Source organism: Sphingomonas pokkalii (genome assembly GCF_003096275.1).
GTDB lineage: Bacteria > Pseudomonadota > Alphaproteobacteria > Sphingomonadales > Sphingomonadaceae > Sphingomonas > Sphingomonas pokkalii.
Genome location: NZ_QENQ01000001.1, coordinates 237,998 through 255,714, shown reverse-complemented (window position 1 = coordinate 255,714; position 17,717 = coordinate 237,998). Strand labels below are relative to the sequence as shown.

Sequence of the window (17,717 nt, the reverse complement as noted above, 5' to 3'; positions counted from 1 at the left end):
GCTGGCATCCCGCGTGCACCCGCGATAGAGCGGGCCGATGGCTGGCAAACCCGCATCCCGCATCAGGCTCGATCGGCGCAGGCTGTTGATCGGCGGCGGGGCGGGGCTGGGGCTCGTCGTCGCCTGGAGTTTCTGGCCGCGCAGCTATGCGCCCAACCTCACAGCCGCGCCGGGGGAAAGCCTGTTCGGCGCCTGGCTGAAGATCGGGCGGGACGGCCATGTCGCCATTGCCGTTCCCCAGGCGGAAATGGGCCAGGGCGTCTATACCGCTCTGCCGCAGATCCTCGCCGATGAACTGGGCGCCGATTGGCAGCGCGTCGGTGTGGAGCCGGCGCCGCTGAACCCGTTATATGCCAATCCGCTTGCGGCGCGCAGCCTGTTCGAACTGGCGCTGGGTGGCCTGCCGGAACAGTTGCAACGCAGCCATGCCGCGCGCGCCGGGCTGGTGCTCACCGCCTGCTCCACCTCGGTGCGGAATTTCGAGGAGCCGTTGCGCCAGGCCGGCGCGGCCGCCCGCGTGCTGTTGTGCAAGGCAGCCGCAGCCCGCTGGGGGGTTGATTGGCAAGCCTGCGGCACTGCCCACGGCGTGGTGATTCATGGCAACCAGCGGCTCGGCTTCGGCGAACTGGCCGAAGCGGCGGCGCGCCATCGGCCGCCGTCGCAACTGCCGCTGCGGGGGGAGGGCGCCCGGCTGTACGGCCAGCCGCTGCCGCGGCTCGATGCGCCGGCGAAGATCGATGGCAGCGCCAATTTCGCGGCCGATGTCCGCCTGCCCGGCATGGTGTTCGCGGCGATCCGCCAGGGGCCTATCGGGGAAACCGAATTGGCGCAGGTCGATCGTGCCGCGGCCGATCGCGTGCGCGGCGTGCTTTCGGTCGTCACCACACGGCATTGGGTGGCGGCGGTCGCGACGAACTGGTGGGCGGCGGAACGCGCACTGCACGCGATGCGCCCGCGCTTCCGCCTGCCCGCGGCGGTGGTCAACGATGATTCGATCGACGCCGCGCTCACCACGGCCTTTGATGGCGATGGCCGCCGGATCGAGGAGCGGGGCGATCTCGCCACCGCGTTTCGCGGCGCGCGGGTGGTGACGGCGGAATATCAGGTCGGCCTTGCCCCCCATGCGGCGCTGGAACCGATGACCTGCACGGCCGACTATGCCCATGGTCGCCTTTCCCTGTGGCTGCCCACCGAGGCGCCGGGCCTGGCGCGGGCGGCGGCGGCGGATGCGCTGGGGATCGATCCGGCGCGGGTGATCGTGCATCCGATGCTGGGCGGTGGCGCGTTCGGCGCGAGGCTGGAACATGCGGTGGCAGTGCAGGCGGCGCTGCTCTCGCAATCCGTGGCGCGGCCGGTGCAACTCACCTGGCCGCGGGACGAAGATCTGCGCCGCGATCGTTTCCGTCCCCCGGCGGCGGCGCGGCTCACCGCGAAGCTGGGGCAGGGGGGCACGATCGAGGCGTGGCTGGCCAAGGTCGCCGCCCCGGAAACCGGGCGTGAACTGGCATCGCGGCTGATCGGCGGGGATCCGGTGGTGGCGGCATCGCTGGCGCTTCCGGGCGGCGGCGATCCTTCGGCAGTGGCGGGGGCGATGCCGGCCTATGCGATTCCCCATGCCGCGATCGATCATCATCCTGCCGAAATCGGCGTGCCCACCGGCTATTGGCGTTCAGGCGCACATAGTTACACCTGCTTCTTCGCCGAAAGCTTCGTCGATGAACTGGCGCATGTCGCCAATCGCGATCCGTTGTCGTTCCGCATGGCGATGCTCGGCGATCAGCCGCGACTGGCGCGCTGCCTGCAGACGGCGGCGCAACTCGGCGGCTGGCAGGGGGGCGAACCGGGCAGCGGCCAGGGGCTTGCGGCGCACGCCTTTCGCGGATCGTTCATCGCGGTGATGGCCGAGGCGCGGCTGACGCCGCAGCGCGAGATCGTCGTGGAGCGGCTGGTGGCCGCGGTGGATTGCGGCCGCGTGGTCAACCCCGATCTCGTGCGTCAGCAGATCGAAGGCGGCCTGCTCTTCGGCCTGGCCGCCGCGCTGGGCGCGAGCACCAGCTTCACCGAAAATGTCGCCGATGCGCAGGGCCTTGCCGATCTTGGCCTGCCCACGCTTGCCGGCACGCCCGACATCACCGTCGAGATCCTGCCCAGCGGATCGGATCCCGGCGGGGTGAGCGAACTGGCGGTTCCGCCGACCGCGCCGGCGATCGCCAATGCGCTGCAAACCGCCACCGGCACCCGTTTCCGGCGCCTTCCCCTGCTATCGGAGGTCGAATGACCCTGCCTGCCGACCATCCCGCGATCCCGCCCGCCCGCATCGGCGTGCTCCTCACCAATCTCGGAACGCCCGACGCGCCCGACGCGCCGGCGGTGAAGCGCTATCTGGGCGAGTTCCTGTCCGATCGGCGGGTGGTGGAGATCCCGCCGCTCCTTTGGCAGCCGATCCTGCGGGGCATCATCCTGCGCACCCGGCCCAAAAAGTCGGCCCATGCCTATGCGCAGGTCTGGCGCGAGGACGGTTCCCCGCTCGCCGCGATCACCAAGGCCCAGGCACGCGCGCTGGAAGGCGCGTTCGGGCCGCAGGTGCTGGTCGATTATGCGATGCGATATGGCCGGCCCTCGATCGGCGACCAGCTTGCCGCGATGAAGGCGAAGGGGTGTGAGCGCATCCTGATCGCGCCGCTCTATCCGCAATATTGCGCGGCGACGACCGCGACCGCGAACGACAGTGCCTTTGCCGCGCTGGCGGCGATGCGCTGGCAGCCGGCGATCCGCACACTGCCGCCCTATCACGACGATCCGGCCTATATCGCCGCGCTGAAGGCCAGCGTGGAGGGGGCAATCGCCGCGCTCGATTTCGTGCCCGATGCGGTGATCGCCAGTTTCCACGGGATGCCGCAGCGCACGCTCGAACTGGGCGATCCCTATCACTGCCATTGCCGCAAGACCGGGCGCTTGCTCGGCGAGGCGCTGGGCCGTGACCTGATCGTTACCTTCCAGTCGCGCTTTGGCCGCGCCAAATGGTTGGAGCCGGCAACCGATACGGTGCTGGAAGCATTGCCCGGCAAGGGCGTGAAGCGCATCGCGATCGTCGCGCCGGGCTTTTCCGCCGACTGTCTGGAAACGCTGGAGGAACTCGCGATTCGTGGCCGCGAATCCTTTCTCGCTGCGGGCGGCACGGATTTCGCATATTTGCCTTGTCTCAATGATAGCGCGCCGGGCATGGAGTTGCTCAGCAATATCATCGGGCGCGAACTTTCCGGCTGGGTGGTCCCCGCCTAGCCATTTCTTGGGTTGATTGTGGAGAGGAAGGCATATGGCACGAGTAGCGATCGTTACCGGTGGTACCCGCGGTATCGGTGAGGCGATCAGTCTGGCGCTCAAGGACGCGGGGGTCACCGTCGCTGCCAACTATGCCGGCAATGACGAAAAGGCTGCGGCCTTCACCGAACGCACCGGTATCAAGGCGTATAAGTGGGATGTCGGCGATTTCGATGCCTGTGCCGAAGGCGTGAAGAAGGTCGAGGCGGATCTCGGCCCCGTCGATATCGTCGTCAACAATGCCGGCATCACCCGCGACGGCACCATCCTGAAGATGTCGCGCGAGATGTGGGAAGACGTGATCCGCATCAACCTGGGCGGCTGTTTCAACATGGCCCATGCGGTGTTCCCAGGCATGCGCACGCGCAAATGGGGCCGCATCGTCAATATCGGCTCGATCAACGGTCAGGCCGGTCAGTACGGCCAGGTGAACTATGCCGCTGCCAAGTCCGGCATCCACGGCTTCACCAAGGCACTTTCGCAGGAAGGCGCGCGCTTCGGCGTTACGGTCAATGCGATCGCCCCGGGCTATATCGATACGGACATGGTCTCGGCGGTTCCCGCCGACGTGCTGGAAAAAATCGTCGCCAAGATTCCGGTCGGTCGCCTCGGCCAGGCGCATGAAATCGCCCGCGGCGTGGCATTTCTCTGCTCGGAAGATGCCGGCTTCGTCACTGGTTCGACGCTGTCGATCAACGGCGGGCAGCACATGTACTGAAAAACAGAGGGGGGCCGGACCCTTGCGGTCCCGGCCCCCCTTCGCCTCTCGATACGCTACGCGAGAAGCTGGTACGCGCTTACAACAAAGCCTCTCTATCGCAGTTCCCTTGATCGAACGCTGAACGAGATGGTTATCCTGCGTTCATATTCGCACGTGCAGCGCTGGTCGTGCCGCATCGAACCGCTAAGGAGGGGCGATGCGTTCCTGGCTCCGAATTGTCGCCTTTCCGCCCCTGGCGTTGGCGCTGCTGTCGCTCAGCGCGTCGGGCAAGGTCTTGCGAACGCCGATCGGTCGGATTCCGGTGATGGCGGCGCAGCCCGTTCCCTTGGCACCGGGGGACCCAGTCCGTACGCGAATCGGCAGGCTTCGCTATCTGGGCGGGGTGCGGCTCACCAGCCCGGATCGCGGCTTTTCCGGCTTCTCCGCACTGCAGGTGATCGGCGACCAGATCGTCCTGCTCAGCGATCGCGGCAATATCGTCCGGTTCCGCATGGGCGCCGACTGGCAGCCGTTCGACATCCGATTCGGCGAAGTTCCGAACGGCCCGGGGATTGCCGCGTTCAAGGGTGATCGCGACTCCGAATCGCTAACCCGCGATCCCGCGACCGGAAAATTCTGGGTAGGCTTCGAATCGCATAACGCCATCTGGCGCTATGACGCGGATTTCCGCCATGGCGAGCGGGTGGCACACCCGCCCGAGATGCGGAATTGGCCTGCCAATGGCGGGCCCGAATCGATGGCGCGCCTGCCCGATGGCCGCTTCGTCGTTATCGGCGAAACGGCGAGGCCGCCCGGCAAGGGGCACGGTGCGGAACGCGACGTACTGCTGTTTCCGGGGGATCCAGTCCGCGATTCGCCGCGCCCGATCCGTCTGCGCTTTGTGCCGCCGCCCGGCTATGATCCCAGCGACGCGGTGGCGCTGCCGGACGGGCGCTTGCTGGTGCTGGAACGGCGATTCGGGTTCCCTGCGCTATTCACCGTCAAGATCGACCTGGTCGATCTGCGCGGTGCAGCGGCGGGCGACGTGCTGCGTGGAACCGAGATCGCCGACTTCTCGCCGCCGTTCCAGCATGACAATTTCGAAGGCCTCGCGGTCGCGCGCGAAGGCAATGCGCTCGTCCTGTGGATGGTCTCTGATGACAATGAGCAATGGTGGCAGCAGACGCTGCTGCTCAAATTCCGGCTGGAGCTCTGAGTCGTTTCGATTCGGGCGGCCGCGCCGGATCGATCGAGACCTCCGCCGGCATCGGGCGTCGGTGCCGGCGTCGCCCACGACAAAACCCGCTGCCGCGATGCGCCAGCGGGTTTTGTTCGTACCTGTACGAAGAATCAGGCGGCAGCGGTGCCGGCGCTGGCCTTGCGCACTTCGCGCTTCAGACGGCGCGCACGCAGCGACAGATCCTCGTCATTGGTCTTCAGCAGCCAGTTGTCCAGGCCGCCGACATGCTCCACCGAACGCAGGCCATGGGTGGAAACGCGCAGACGCACGCCCTTGCCCAGCGCGTCGGAGAGCAGCGTCACGTTCTGCAGGTTCGGCAGGAACGTACGCTTGGTCTTGTTATTGGCGTGGGAAACATTGTGTCCCACCTGCCGGCCCTTGCCGGTCAGCTCGCAAATGCGCGACATCGCTTCAAATCCTGAGTTGGGCAGAAAGCCGGAAAGGCCGCGCAGGTAGCGGCAAAGCGGGCCGCCGTCAACCGATTCACCGCGATCCGGGCGCAACTCGCGCGGGGCGCAAGGCGTTAGGCAGGTGAAACGATTAGGAGATACGGGTCATGCGCGCAATATTGGGGCTGTTGGGCATTCTCGTGCTGATTGCCGTGGTGCTGATTGCGCTGGGTTTTATCAATCTCGATGTTCGCGGCGGCAAGTTGCCGACGGTTTCGGCCGAGACCGGATCGGTAACAGTGGGCGAATCGAACAGCACCGTGCGCGTGCCGACCGTCGAAATGAAGGAAAAGCGCGTTTCGGTGCCGACGATCGACGTGAAGAAGGCGCCGGCGCCCGCGCCCTCGCCTGCACAGTGACGCCGCCACCTACCGGCCGGATCGCCGCCGCGGCCCTGCTGCCGCCGCTCGGCGTCTATCTGGCGGAGGGACCGGGCCGGGCCTTCGGCATCGCCTGTGGATTGACGGCATTGGGGTTCCTGCCCGGCTCCGGCTATGCGCTGTGGCGACTATTCCATCCCGCGCCGGGCGGCTAAGCGGGTGCGATGTTCCCGCTCCCCCCCGCCATGCGTGCCGCGCTCGATGCTGCCGCGCAGGCTGCTGCCGAAGGCGAGGTTCCGGTTGGCGCCGTCGTGGTACGCCATGCGATAATCGTTGCGGTGGCGGGCAACGCGCCGCGGCGACTGCACGATCCCAGCGCCCATGCCGAAATGCGCGCGATTCGCGCGGCGGCGAAGGCGCTGGGCCGCGATCGACTGGAGGATTGCGACCTTTGGGTGACGCTCGAGCCATGTGCGATGTGCGCAGGCGCGATCGCCCATGCCCGGATCGCCAGGCTCTATTACGGTGCCGGCGATCCCAAGGGCGGTGCCGTCGAACACGGGCCTCGACTGTTCGGCCAGCCCACCTGCCACCACCGCCCCGAGGTCTATCCGGGGATCGGCGAGCGCGAGGCCGCGCTGTTGCTCCGGGACTTCTTCCGCGACCGCCGCTGACGTCGTCGCGTCGACTCCAGCCCGGATTCGTGCGAGACTTGATTGCTGCCCTTCGGAGTGGAGGTTGTGATGCGCGCCGTCCATTGCCTTTTCCTGCTGCCCCTGCTCGCGCCGCAGGTGGCGCTTGCAGCCAAGCCGCCGATGCTGAGTTGGGGCAAGCCCGGCGTTACGCTGGCAACCTATCGCGACGATGCGGTCGCCTGCGGTCGCGAAGGCTATTATCTCGACGTCTCCAACACCGAAGCGGCAAAGGTGTTCAAGGATGCGTCGAAACAGCTCGAGAACAACGAGAACAATCTCGGCGTCTCGGCGATGACGGGCGACGTCAACCGCATGATGGGCGTTGCCGTCGATTCGGCGCGAATCGTCGAACGGACGCAGCCTGCCCGCCGGATGAAGCAAGTGCGGACGTTGCTTCAGGATACGGTCGCCGCCTGTCTGCGCGCGCGGGGCTATCGTCAGTTCCGGCTCAGCGATGCGCAGCAGCGGCAGTTGCGCGCCTTTCGCTTGGGTTCGCCGGAACGTCACGCCTATCTCCACGCCTTGGCGAGCGACCCGGCAATCCTGGCGGCGCAGCAGCTTTGATGCTTCTATTCCATCGGTAGGAACTTCCGATTCGCATCGCTGGGCACCCGCCGTCCGACGGTGGCAGAGGCTATGATTGCCGGCGTGGTTTCGGTCTGCGACGTCGGAAGCGGGCAGATTCGCGGCACTGCCGTGCGAATTGCACCTGCGAAAGGTTGTGAACGGGGCGCGGCTGCTTGTATGGGGGTGTCGCACCATGAGCGCGCCCTTTCCCTGGATCGACCTTGCGATCATCTTCGTGCTGATCGCGATCAACGGCATCTTTTCCATGTCCGAGCTGGCGATTGTTTCCGCCCGCCCGGCGCGGCTGGAGGCGTTGGCCCGTGTCGGCCGGCGCGGCGCCAAGATGGCGATCGAGCTGGCGGCCGATCCCGGCAAGTTCCTTTCCACGGTTCAGATCGGCATCACGCTGATCGGCATCGCCACCGGCGCCTATTCGGGCGCCAGCCTGGGCGGGCCCGTGGCCGAACGCATGGCGGCGCTGGGCGTCCCGGCGGATATCGCCGATACCGTGGCGATCACCCTCGTGATCGGGCTCACTACCTTCTTCTCGCTGGTGGTCGGCGAGCTGGTGCCCAAGCAGTTCGCGCTGCGCTCGCCCGAACCGATCGCCGCGGCGGTTGCGCTGCCGATGCGCTGGCTTTCCGGCGCTACCGCACCTCTGGTCTGGCTGCTCGATTCGTCGACCGGGCTGGTCTTCCGCGTGCTCGGGCTGAAGCGCGAATCGGAAAATCGCGTAACGGCAGAGGAACTGCACCTGATCGTCGCCGAAGCCAGCAAGTCCGGCGTGATCGAGGAGCATGAACGCTCGATCATCTCCGGTGTGGTGCGCCTGGCCGATCGGCCGGTGCGCGAAGTGATGACGCCGCGTACCCAGGTCGACTGGCTCGACGTGAATCTCGACGGGGCGGGCATCCGCGAGGAACTGCTGGCCACGCCGCATACCCGGCTGCCGGTGGCGGAAGGATCGATCGATTCGGTGATCGGCGTCGTGCAGGCGCGCGATATCGCTGCCGCGCTGTTCCGCGGCGAGCCGTTGGACCTGCGCAAGCTGATGCGCCGCGCCCCGATTCTGCCCGATCAGGTCGATGCGATGGATGCGCTCACCGCGCTGCGCCAGGCGGAAGTGCCGATGGGGCTGGTCCATGACGAATATGGCCATTTCGAAGGCATCGTCACGCCTGCCAATCTGCTGGCCGCCATCGCCGGCGAGTTCGCTTCGGATGCCGAGCCGGGCGATAATCCCAACATCGTCGTGCGCGACGACGGCTCGCTGCTCGTCGCCGGCGCGACGCCGGCGGATACGCTGGCCGAACGGCTCGGTATCGAATTGCCCGACGATCGCGATTACGCAACGGTGGCGGGGCTGGCGTTGGCGGTACTCAAGCATCTGCCCGGCGAAGGCGAATCCTTCCTGGTGGAAGGCTGGAAATTCGAGATTGTCGATCTCGACGGCCGCAAGATCGACAAGCTTCTGGTGCGCCGGGAGCAGGCGTAAGCAGCCTCCGGCGCCGGCCCGGCGCCGGTTTCCAGGCCAGGGTGTCAGAGCTTTCCGAACACCGCCTCATATCCGGCCTTATCCCCGGCCGCCAGGAAGCGCGCCTGTTCGATCCAGCGATCGCGGAACATCCGGCCTTGGAAACTGCCGAGCTGGGCGTCGAGGGCGTGGGCCTGGGCATCATCCAACGCAGCCAGCGCGGCGAAGCCGGTGATTCCCAGTTCTCCCAGCCGGGCCGCGAGCTTCGGGCCGACGCCCTTCAGCCGGGTGAGGTCCTCCTGTGCGGCAGGGGCGGGAGGTTGGGCGGCCGCCGCGTCGGCGGCCAGCGTCGCCGGGCTTTCCGTCAGCGCGGCGGCAGCGGCGATCGGCTCGTCGGCGATCGGCGTGGGCGCCGGCTGGGAAGGGGACTCGGGTGTCGTCGCTGCCGGCAGTTCCGCGGCCGGGGCAGGCGGGTCGGCATCATGGACGGGCAGTTCGCCACGCTCTGCCAGTTCGGCGCGGGCCTGCCTGCGCTTGACCGCCAGACGCGTGCCCCAGAACAGAATGAACAGGGCCAACGCGATCCCGATCGCAATCAGTACGAACGACAGGGTCAGCCACCCCGATTCCGTGGTCGCCGCCACTGTTCCATATCCCTGCGCCGCCTGATCGTTCATGTCCTACGCTCCGGATCCGTCGATGTTTCTGCATTAGCGCGCGTTGCCGCCGCGTCCAGCGCTTCGCCATGGACCCCGCGCGGGAAATCCGGCAGGCAAGGTGGTGCGCGCATTCGCCCGGCGAACGGGAGCAAATATGCGGGGCGGGTAGAAAGGTGAATCGATGAAAATGCTGGTGTTGGCGGCGCTTGCCAGCCTGTCGCTTGCGGCCCAGGCCGAGGCGCAGGTGCGATCCTCCGATCCGCAGAGCGTAGCTCGGGCGCTGAAGGATGCAGGGTATAAGTCGGAACTCACCAAGGACGGCGAAGGCGATCCGATTATCCGCAGCGTCGCTTCCGGGTACAAGTTTACGATCTTCTTCCTCAATTGCGAAGCGCACCGGAATTGCGGCGATATCCAGTTCTATATCGGTTGGACGAACAAATTGTCCCCGGAGCGCGCCAATGTCTGGAACAGCAAGCATCGCTTTGCCCGCGCCTATTCGGACGGACAGGGCGAAGCCGCGCTCGAATATGACGTGAATTTCGAAGATCAGGCGATTCCCGACGCGCTGTTTCGCAAGGATCTGGAACTGTGGGACATGCTGGTCGGGCGCTTCGCGACGTTCGTCGACGAAAAGCCCTGAGGCTAGGCGCTTCGGGGGCAGCCGCGGCTGCCGCTGCCCCCGGCGCATTTCAGCCCCTGGTGCGTGCCACTTCGCGCCAGCCAATGTCGCGGCGGCAGAATCCGGTAGGGAAATCGATCGCGTCGATGCCGCGATAGGCGGCGGCCTGGGCGGCGAGGATATCCGGCCCGATCGCGGTGACGTTCAGCACCCGGCCGCCGCTTGCCACCAGCGCATCGCCCTGGCGCCGGGTGCCGGCGTGGAACACCTGCACGCCCCCCGCCTCGGCCGCCGCAAGGCCCTCGATCCGGCCGCCGGTCTCCGGCGTGCCGGGATAGCCGCGTGCCGCCATCACCACGGTCAGCGCCGTATCGGGGCGGAAGCGCGGGGCGGGGCGGCCGGCCAGCTCGCCGCGCGCGGTGGCGAGCAGCAACGCCAGCAGGTCGTCCTCCAGCCGCAGCATCAGCACCTGGCATTCGGGATCGCCGAAGCGGGCGTTGTATTCGATCAGCTTGGGGCCGGTCTTCGTCAGCATCAGCCCGGCATAGAGCACGCCCGAATAGGGAATGCCCTCGGCGGCGAGCGTGGCGATGGTGGGCAGCACGATCTGATCCATCGCGGCGCGCTCCTGCGCGGGCGTGAGCACGGGGGCGGGGCTATAGGCGCCCATGCCGCCGGTATTGGGGCCGACATCGCCTTCGCCGACGCGCTTGTGGTCCTGCGCCGATCCGAACAGCACGGCATCCGTCCCGTCGGTGATGACGAACAGGCTGGCTTCCTCGCCGTCGAGAAACTCTTCGATCACCGCGCTCGCGCCGGCATCGGCGAAGATCGCGGTAAGTGCGCCCATCGCCTCGTCGCGGGTCATGGCCACCGTCACGCCCTTGCCGGCGGCGAGGCCGTCGGCCTTTACGACGACCGGCAGGCCGAACGGCTCCAGCGCCGCCAGTGCCTCGTCGAGCGCATGGACGTGGACATAGCCGGCGGTGGGGATGCCGGCGCGGGCGCACAGATCCTTGGTGAAACCCTTCGATCCTTCCAGCTGCGCCGGCAGGCGATTCGGCCCGAACACGGGGATGCCGGCGTCGCGCAGCACATCGCCGACGCCCGCCACCAGCGGCGCTTCGGGGCCGACGACGACCAGGCCGATGGCATGCGCCTGCGCGAAGGCGAGCACAGCCGCCGGATCGGTCGCGGCGAGGTCGACGCAGGTCGCATGCGCCGCTATGCCCGGATTGCCCGGTGCGGCGAAGAGCTGCGTCAGCAGCGGCGATTGCGCGAGTTTCCAGGCGAGCGCATGTTCGCGACCCCCCGACCCCAGTAGCAGGACGTTCATGGCCGACCCCCTTTTCGAGACTTCATCGGCGCGGCTCGTAGCCGAGGCGGTGCCCGGGGACAACGCGGCACCGATGAGCGTGAGCGAACTCTCCGGCCGGCTGAAGCGGATGGTGGAGGGCGAGTTCGGCCATGTCCGCCTGCGCGGCGAGATTTCGGGCTGGAAGCGCGCCGCCTCGGGGCACGCCTATCTGGCGCTCAAGGACATGGACGCGGTGATCGACGGGGTGATCTGGCGCGGCGCGGCCTCGGCGCTGCCGTTCCAGCCGCAGGACGGGCTGGAGGTGATCGCCACCGGCAAGCTCACCATCTATCCCGGCCGCTCCAAATACCAGATCGTCATCGAGCGGATGGAGCTGGCCGGCGAAGGCGCGCTGATGGCGCTGCTGGAGAAGCTCAAGGCCAAGCTGGCGGGCGAGGGGCTGTTCGACCGGGAGCGGAAACAGCCGCTGCCCTATATGCCGAATGTGATCGGCGTGGTGACCTCGCCTACGGGCGCGGTGATCCGCGACATTCTCCACCGGCTGGAGGACCGCTTCCCCAGCCATGTTCTCGTCTGGCCGGTGAAGGTGCAGGGCGACGGATCGGCGCAGGAGGTCGCTCGGGCGGTGCGCGGGTTCGATGCGATCGCGCCCGGCGGCCCAGTGCCGCGCCCGGACCTGGTGATCGTCGCGCGCGGCGGCGGCTCGGTCGAGGACCTGTGGTCGTTCAACGAGGAAGTCGTGGTGCGGGCGGTGGCCGAGTGCCGCATTCCCATCATCTCGGCGGTGGGCCACGAGACCGATACGACGTTGTGCGACTTCGCTGCCGATCTCCGCGCACCGACGCCCACCGCGGCGGCGGAGATCGCGGTGCCGGTGCTGGCGGAGGTGCGCCACGGCATCGCCACGCTGGCGCACCGCACCGAGCGCTGCGTGCGCCGCTACCACGAACGCGCCGGCGAGCAGCTGGCGGCGCTCGTCCGCGTGTTGCCGCGCCGCGATGCGCTGCTGGGGCCGCAGCGCCAGCGACTTGACGATGCTGGCGCGCGGCTAGGCCTTGGGCTCGAGCGACGGGTGACGGCAGCGCGCGGCCAGCTGGATCGCGCCGGCGCCGCGCTGCGCCCGGCGACGCTGGAGCAGCGGCTGGCGACGGCACGGCAGCGGCTGGGCGGCATCGCGCTCGATCGGGCTGCGGATCGCGAGCTGGCAGCACTCCGCCAGCGTTTCGCCCGCCCGGCCGAGGCGCTCAAGCTCGCCAGCCTCGAACGCCGCTTCGCCACCGCCGCCGAACGGCTGGCGGCGATGGGCCGGCATCTCGAACTGCTCGATCCCGAACTGCCGCTGAAGAAGGGCTATGCCTGGGTGGAGGGGCGCGGCACCGGCAAGGTGGTCGCCTCGGCCGAGGATGCGCGGGCGGCACAGGCCGTGACGCTGCATTTCGCCGACGGATCGGTGGATGCCCGGGTTGAGCGCGGGCAGGCCAAGGCCTATGTTCCGCCCAAGCCCGAGCAGCCGACGCTGCTGTGAGGCGCACCCGAACCACCACTGAATTGCAGGAATGGCGCCGCCCATGCTGATGTCCAACACTGCCCGCGTCGCCAAGCTGCACTATATGGCCAATGGCTTCCGCGTGCTCGCGCCCGGCGACCATGTGCTGTGCGCCGTCACCGGCGAGCGGATCCCGATTGACGAGCTTCGGTATTGGAGCGTCGGTCGGCAGGAGCCCTATGTGAGCGCCGAAGCGGCCGTTAAGGCGCTTTCCGCCTGATGCTCGGCCGGCGGCGGTTCGCCGCGGGGCTGGTAGCACTGTCCTCGTTGGCCGGTACGCGCGCTGCGGCGCTCGCCGCCCCGACTGGCCCGTTCGCGCTGGATGGTCGGATGGAGCAAGGGGGGTGGGCGCTGGGGCGCGTCCCCCCTGGCACCGTTCGGCTCAGCCTGGAGGCGCAGCCGATCGCCTTTGCGGCGGACGGGTGCTTTCCGATCGCTTTCGACCGCGATGCCGCGCCCGTCGCCAGGCTGGAGGCGGTGCTGCGAGATGGCGGCAGCGTTCGGGAGGACCTCGCCATTGCCGTTCGGCACTGGAAGATTTCGCGGCTCGACAGCCTTCCCAAATATCCCGTGCCCAGCGCCGAATTTGCGGCCCGCCGTCCGGCCGAACTCGCGCAGATCGTTGCCGCGCGTGCACGCGAAACCGGTGCCGACGGTTGGCGGCAGGCCTTTCGCTGGCCGGCAATCGGCCGGATTTCCACCCTGTTCGGTTCGCAGCGCATTTATGCCGGCGAGCCTGGGGCCTATCATTCGGGCATTGATCTGGCCCTGCCCACCGGAGCGCCGGTGCGTGCGCCTGCGGACGGCGTGGTGATCCTGGCCGCGGAGGCGCCCTTCACGCTGGAAGGCCATCTGCTGATGCTCGATCATGGGATGGGCCTGTCGAGCGCTTTTCTTCACCTGTCGCGGATCGATGTGCGTCTCGGTGATCGCATTGCCCAGGGACAACCCATCGCCGCCGTCGGCGCGACCGGCCGGGCGACGGGACCGCACCTGCATTGGGGCCTGATGTGGCGCGGCGCGCGGATCGACCCGCTTCTGGTTGCGGGCGCGATGCCACGGATGCGCTGAACTTCGCAAAAAAATAGGGGCGGTACTCCGAATAGTACCGCCCCCAAACCTTTCGGTTCCGATCGGATCAGAACTTGAAGGTCGCACCCATGTACAGCATGCGGCCGTACAGGTCGTAGGTGTCGGCCACGGTCTGCGTGCCCGGCCAGGTCACCGGGTTGGTGTCGCCGAAGCGCGGCGGCTTGGTGTCGAGCAGGTTGTTGATGCCGGCATACAGCTCCATCCTCTGCTTGCCGCCCACCATCACCTTGCCCTGCAGGTTGTGGTAGACATAGGCCGAGATCCGGGTCGGCGGCGTGCTGCCGTCGAGGTTGTCGGTCAGCGGGCCCATATAGTCGAGGCGGTAGTTCAGCTGGAACTTCGGCGCGCTGAACGTGACGTTCGCCACGCCGCGATCCTTGAATCCCGAACCGAGGCGGCCGCAGCTATAGCAATCGGCCTGGCCCAGTTCGTTCTGCACCGGACCACCCGGGAACGGCGTCTGCTCCTGCTTGAAGCGGTGGTTGTACATCACGTCGAAGTCGAACCGCGACGCACCGACCGGGATGGCATAGCGCGCCTCGACGTCGATGCCCGAAACCAGGAACGAGCCCGTGTTCAGGTTGAGCGCGTTGACCCGGCTGATGAAGCCGTTGGCATCGCGCACGATGTTGCTGCAGAACAGCGGGTTGTTCGTCTGGAAGCACTGGCTCACCGAAACCTGCTGGCCGATGATGCCGATCGCGTTCTTCACCTTGATGTGGTAATAATCCACGGTCATGCTGAAGTTCTTGAAGAACGTCGGCGTGATCACCGTGCCGACGGTGATCGTGTCGGCGGTTTCTTCGCGCAGCTTCGGGTTGCCGCCCAGCAGACCGTCGATCGTCTGGATCTGCGAGGTGGTGTAGGCGAACGAACCGCGCGTGGCGACCGTGTTGGCGATACCTGGGATGGTCCGGCACGCCGCCGGCAGCGCACCGATCGCGGCGCCGTCGCCATTGCCGCCGCCCTGGTCGCACGGATCGGTGACGGCCGGGAAGGTCTGGCTCAGCGACGAATAGAGTTCGCCGATGTTCGGGGCGCGGGTCGCGCGCGAATAGATCGCGCGGAAACGGATGTCGCTGGTCGGGGCATAGCTGCCGCCGCCCTTGAAGCTCCACACGCCGCCAACGGTCGAATAGTCGGCATAGCAGGCGGCGCCTTCGAGGCCGAGATAGTGCAGGCCCGGACGGTTTTCCACGATCGGCGCGACGACTTCGACGAAGCCTTCCTTGACGTTGAAGCTGCCCTTGGTGTTGGTGATCTGGTTACCCGAGCTGAGGCCGGCCTGGGTGAACGGATCATAGACTTCGGTGCTCTTCTCGTGGCGATATTCGCCGCCGAACGAGATCGCCACCGGGCCGCCCCACAGCGAGAACAGGTCGCCGTTGATGCTGCCGGACACCACGTCCTGCTTCACCTTCGCCAGATAGTCGAACGCGACGTTCGAGCCGTTGGTCAGCTGGACGGTGTTGCCGTCGACCAGCGTGACGTTGCGGGTCGGGCCGGTATAGGTCTGCAGGAACTTGGCGGGCGCCGCGGTGACGGTGTTGAAGCCGAAGATGTTGATCGGCACGCAGCCCGCAGCCCGCGCCGCCGCATCCGAACAGCGCACATTGCCGTCCGGCCCGATCTCGTTGTTCAGCGCCGCACCATAGTTGGGCGTGTAGATCGCCTGCGCGGTGGTGTGATCGCGGCTTTCCGAGTGCTCGTAATAGAGGTCGTACGACCAGGTCGTGCCGGCGTTGAACTCGCCCTTCGCGCCGATCACGCCGCGATAGAAATCGCGATCGTTCTTGTTGCTGCGGCTGAAGATGTCGTTCGAACGGCGACGGAACTGGATCACGTTGGTGCCGTTGGCGATCGCCGCTGCGCGGATTGCGGCCGGCACGTACGGGCTGGTGATCGGGATGCCGGCATAGGGCGATCCGTCGAAGCTCAGCGCCGCGCCGGGGCCGGTGTTGGCGATGGCCGAGGGCTCGAGCGAGGCGTTCGAGTTGGTGTGGGTGTACTGGCCCTGGGCGTAGAGCTTGAACGCATCCGAGAAGTCGTAATGCGCCAGCAGCGCACCCTGGTAGCGCTCGACCGGCACCGACAGCAGGCGATCGCCGTTGCGGTTATAGCCGTCGGTGTTCGCGCCCTGATAGCCCTTCAGGTTGTTCGCGCCGTTGAAGGTGAAGGTGCGTCCGGTGCTCGGCGAGAATTGGGTCTGGTTCGGGTTGCTGACGTCGAACAGGCCCTGCGCGGCATAGGAGCTGCGGTTCGGCACGTCGGTCGCCGAGAAGCTGCGGTTGCGCGACGGCAGGCCGTGGTCGTTGTCATAGCTGAAGTTGGCGGTGACGTTACCGCGACCTTCGGCGAAATTGTGCCCGCCGGTGATCGATACATACTGGCGCGGCGCATCGCCCTTGTCCGACACGGTGTTCTGTGCGCGCAAGCGCAGGCCTTCGAAGTTGTTCTTGAGGACGAAGTTCACCACGCCCGCAACCGCTTCGGAACCGTACACCGCGGAGGCGCCGCCGGTAACGACTTCGACGCGCTCTACCAGATCTGTTGGAATGTTGTTGACGTCCACTGCCGAGCTGCCGGCGATGCCGAGCGAACGGCGGCCATCGATCAGCACCAGAGTGCGCGAAGAACCGAGGTTGCGCAGATTGACGGTTGCGGTGCCGTTGCCAGTGTTCGAGAAGTTCGAGCTGGTACGGCTGACATTCTGGCCCACCGCCGGCAGCGTCGCGAGTACGTCCTGAATGTTCGATGCGCCTGTCTGCTCGATGCGTGCCGAGCTAATGACGGCGACGGGGACCGAGGCCTGGAGATCGGGCCTAGCGATACGCGAGCCGGTTACGATGATTTCGCTGGGGCCGGCCTGCTCAGCTGTTGCCGTTTCGGCCTTGTCCTGCGCCCATACAGGCGTGGCGGCCAATACGGCAGTGCCGAGAGCGGCAACCGCAGTCGTGGCACGCAGCGCATACGCGAACTGCTTCATACACATTCCCTTTTTTGCCGGCAATCGCTGAACTGCGATCCGGGATTTGAGCTTCGTGCGAAACTGCGAAAGCCATCGCGGGAAGCCTTTCGACCGCATGGAACTGGCACGCCTACGTGTAAACCCTTAGATGGGGGCGGTAAGATCAATGCTGCGCGGGTGTAACCGTATCGACACATATCGCCTTGGCGGGTAGGCGTTGGAGGATGCAATGGCCCGGTTCGGAGGCCCGAAATCTCGTTTCGGCCGAGCACCCGCTTCGTCTTCGCCAGCGTGCCGCGAAATGCCGTTGCACATCAGCATGGGAGCTTTGGCGCAGTCCCCCCTATTCGGCTTCTGAAACAGGAGACGGGCGCGGCGTCGTGATCCGCTCCATTCCGGCGTCAAGCTTTCTGGCAAAGGCGATGCCACCGTAGCTCCTTGCGCATTCTACCTTCTCTTGCTGCCTTTCGTTGCGCAACGAAGTGGAGTTATATTGCATGGGCGACAATTCTGCTGAGGGGACGGCGGAAATGATGCCCGAATTTTCGGCGTACTGCTCGCGATCGCGTAACATTATGTCTTTCGGAAAGTTTCGAGCGATACTTTCAAACTGAGGTGTTGCTAATCGGCGACACGCTGATGAAACCGTTGCCAGAAAGTACGATGTAATCTTTACAGCGCAGGGGCTTCCTTGTTTTCTTGAGAACATGCTCTGCCCGGTGCGTATGAGGCGTCGCTGGGATCGA

18 protein-coding genes are annotated in these 17,717 nt (G+C 66.7%); 13 read left to right on the top strand and 5 right to left on the bottom strand.

Annotation, left to right across the window (positions count from 1 at the left end):
• Positions 1-37: 37 nt before the first annotated feature.
• The 4 genes from DD559_RS01210 (at position 38) to DD559_RS01195 (ending at position 5,237) form a co-directional block, all read left to right on the top strand.
• On the top strand, positions 38-2,278 hold the full coding sequence (locus DD559_RS01210) for a xanthine dehydrogenase family protein molybdopterin-binding subunit (RefSeq protein WP_116467588.1): 2,241 nt from the start codon (positions 38-40) through the stop codon (positions 2,276-2,278).
• Positions 2,275-3,282: a ferrochelatase gene (hemH, locus tag DD559_RS01205; protein ID WP_116467587.1), complete on the top strand. Its 1,008-nt coding sequence runs from the start codon at positions 2,275-2,277 to the stop codon at positions 3,280-3,282. Before DD559_RS01210 ends, hemH begins: the two co-directional genes overlap by 4 nt.
• Before the next feature lie 34 nt (positions 3,283-3,316).
• Positions 3,317-4,039 carry an acetoacetyl-CoA reductase gene (gene phbB / locus DD559_RS01200; protein ID WP_116467586.1) on the top strand — a complete coding sequence of 241 codons (723 nt, stop codon included), beginning with the start codon at positions 3,317-3,319 and terminating at the stop codon, positions 4,037-4,039.
• Between the two features lie 199 nt (positions 4,040-4,238).
• Positions 4,239-5,237 (top strand): esterase-like activity of phytase family protein, encoded by a 999-nt coding sequence (locus DD559_RS01195; protein WP_116467585.1) that lies wholly within the window; start codon positions 4,239-4,241, stop codon positions 5,235-5,237.
• A gap of 134 nt (positions 5,238-5,371) precedes the next feature.
• Here the strand turns inward: DD559_RS01195 and rpmB are convergent, their stop codons facing one another.
• On the bottom strand, positions 5,372-5,668 hold the full coding sequence (gene rpmB / locus DD559_RS01190) for a 50S ribosomal protein L28 (protein ID WP_116470634.1): 297 nt from the start codon (positions 5,666-5,668) through the stop codon (positions 5,372-5,374).
• Between the two features lie 149 nt (positions 5,669-5,817).
• Between rpmB and DD559_RS01185 the strand changes: the two genes are divergently transcribed.
• The 5 genes from DD559_RS01185 to DD559_RS01165 all read left to right on the top strand — a co-directional run bounded on the left by DD559_RS01185 (position 5,818) and on the right by DD559_RS01165 (position 8,787).
• Positions 5,818-6,069 (top strand): hypothetical protein, encoded by a 252-nt coding sequence (locus DD559_RS01185; RefSeq protein WP_116467584.1) that lies wholly within the window; start codon positions 5,818-5,820, stop codon positions 6,067-6,069.
• Positions 6,066-6,245, top strand: coding sequence for a YqaE/Pmp3 family membrane protein (locus tag DD559_RS01180; protein WP_116467583.1), 180 nt, complete (start codon positions 6,066-6,068; stop codon positions 6,243-6,245). The genes DD559_RS01185 and DD559_RS01180 overlap by 4 nt, the downstream gene beginning before the upstream one ends.
• Before the next feature lie 30 nt (positions 6,246-6,275).
• Positions 6,276-6,704 (top strand): nucleoside deaminase, encoded by a 429-nt coding sequence (locus DD559_RS01175; RefSeq protein WP_116467582.1) that lies wholly within the window; start codon positions 6,276-6,278, stop codon positions 6,702-6,704.
• A 69-nt stretch (positions 6,705-6,773) separates the two neighbouring features.
• Positions 6,774-7,289: a hypothetical protein gene (locus DD559_RS01170; protein ID WP_116467581.1), complete on the top strand. Its 516-nt coding sequence runs from the start codon at positions 6,774-6,776 to the stop codon at positions 7,287-7,289.
• Between the two features lie 196 nt (positions 7,290-7,485).
• Entirely contained in the window at positions 7,486-8,787 is a 1,302-nt protein-coding gene (locus tag DD559_RS01165; protein WP_116467580.1) for a hemolysin family protein, read from the top strand.
• A gap of 44 nt (positions 8,788-8,831) precedes the next feature.
• On the opposite strand, the gene DD559_RS01160 is transcribed toward DD559_RS01165, so the two are convergent.
• A complete protein-coding gene (locus DD559_RS01160) occupies positions 8,832-9,443 on the bottom strand; it encodes a helix-hairpin-helix domain-containing protein (protein WP_116467579.1) in 612 nt (203 codons plus the stop codon).
• 163 nt (positions 9,444-9,606) lie between these two features.
• On the opposite strand from DD559_RS01160, the gene DD559_RS01155 reads away from it, so the two are divergent.
• Positions 9,607-10,068, top strand: coding sequence for a YbjN domain-containing protein (locus DD559_RS01155; RefSeq protein WP_116467578.1), 462 nt, complete (start codon positions 9,607-9,609; stop codon positions 10,066-10,068).
• Between the two features lie 49 nt (positions 10,069-10,117).
• Here the strand turns inward: DD559_RS01155 and purD are convergent, their stop codons facing one another.
• The gene (gene purD / locus DD559_RS01150; RefSeq protein WP_116467577.1) at positions 10,118-11,383 is read right to left on the bottom strand and encodes a phosphoribosylamine--glycine ligase; all 1,266 of its coding nucleotides are present in this window, start codon (positions 11,381-11,383) and stop codon (positions 10,118-10,120) included.
• Between purD and xseA the strand changes: the two genes are divergently transcribed.
• From xseA to DD559_RS01135, 3 genes are read left to right on the top strand one after another with little or no spacing between them, the layout of a single operon-like run.
• Positions 11,382-12,890 (top strand): exodeoxyribonuclease VII large subunit, encoded by a 1,509-nt coding sequence (gene xseA, locus DD559_RS01145; protein ID WP_116467576.1) that lies wholly within the window; start codon positions 11,382-11,384, stop codon positions 12,888-12,890. The genes purD and xseA overlap by 2 nt on opposite strands.
• A 43-nt stretch (positions 12,891-12,933) precedes the next feature.
• The gene (locus tag DD559_RS01140; RefSeq protein ID WP_116470633.1) at positions 12,934-13,131 is read left to right on the top strand and encodes a DUF2093 domain-containing protein; all 198 of its coding nucleotides are present in this window, start codon (positions 12,934-12,936) and stop codon (positions 13,129-13,131) included.
• Positions 13,131-13,982, top strand: coding sequence for a M23 family metallopeptidase (locus tag DD559_RS01135; protein ID WP_116467575.1), 852 nt, complete (start codon positions 13,131-13,133; stop codon positions 13,980-13,982). Before DD559_RS01140 ends, DD559_RS01135 begins: the two co-directional genes overlap by 1 nt.
• A 67-nt stretch (positions 13,983-14,049) precedes the next feature.
• Here the strand turns inward: DD559_RS01135 and DD559_RS01130 are convergent, their stop codons facing one another.
• Both DD559_RS01130 and DD559_RS19545 read right to left on the bottom strand, forming a co-directional pair.
• Positions 14,050-16,989, bottom strand: a complete 2,940-nt coding sequence (locus DD559_RS01130) for a TonB-dependent receptor domain-containing protein (RefSeq protein ID WP_240610073.1) — start codon at positions 16,987-16,989, stop codon at positions 14,050-14,052.
• Positions 16,990-17,314: 325 nt separating this feature from the next.
• Positions 17,315-17,545 (bottom strand): hypothetical protein, encoded by a 231-nt coding sequence (locus tag DD559_RS19545; RefSeq protein WP_133243755.1) that lies wholly within the window; start codon positions 17,543-17,545, stop codon positions 17,315-17,317.
• Positions 17,546-17,717 lie beyond the last annotated feature (172 nt).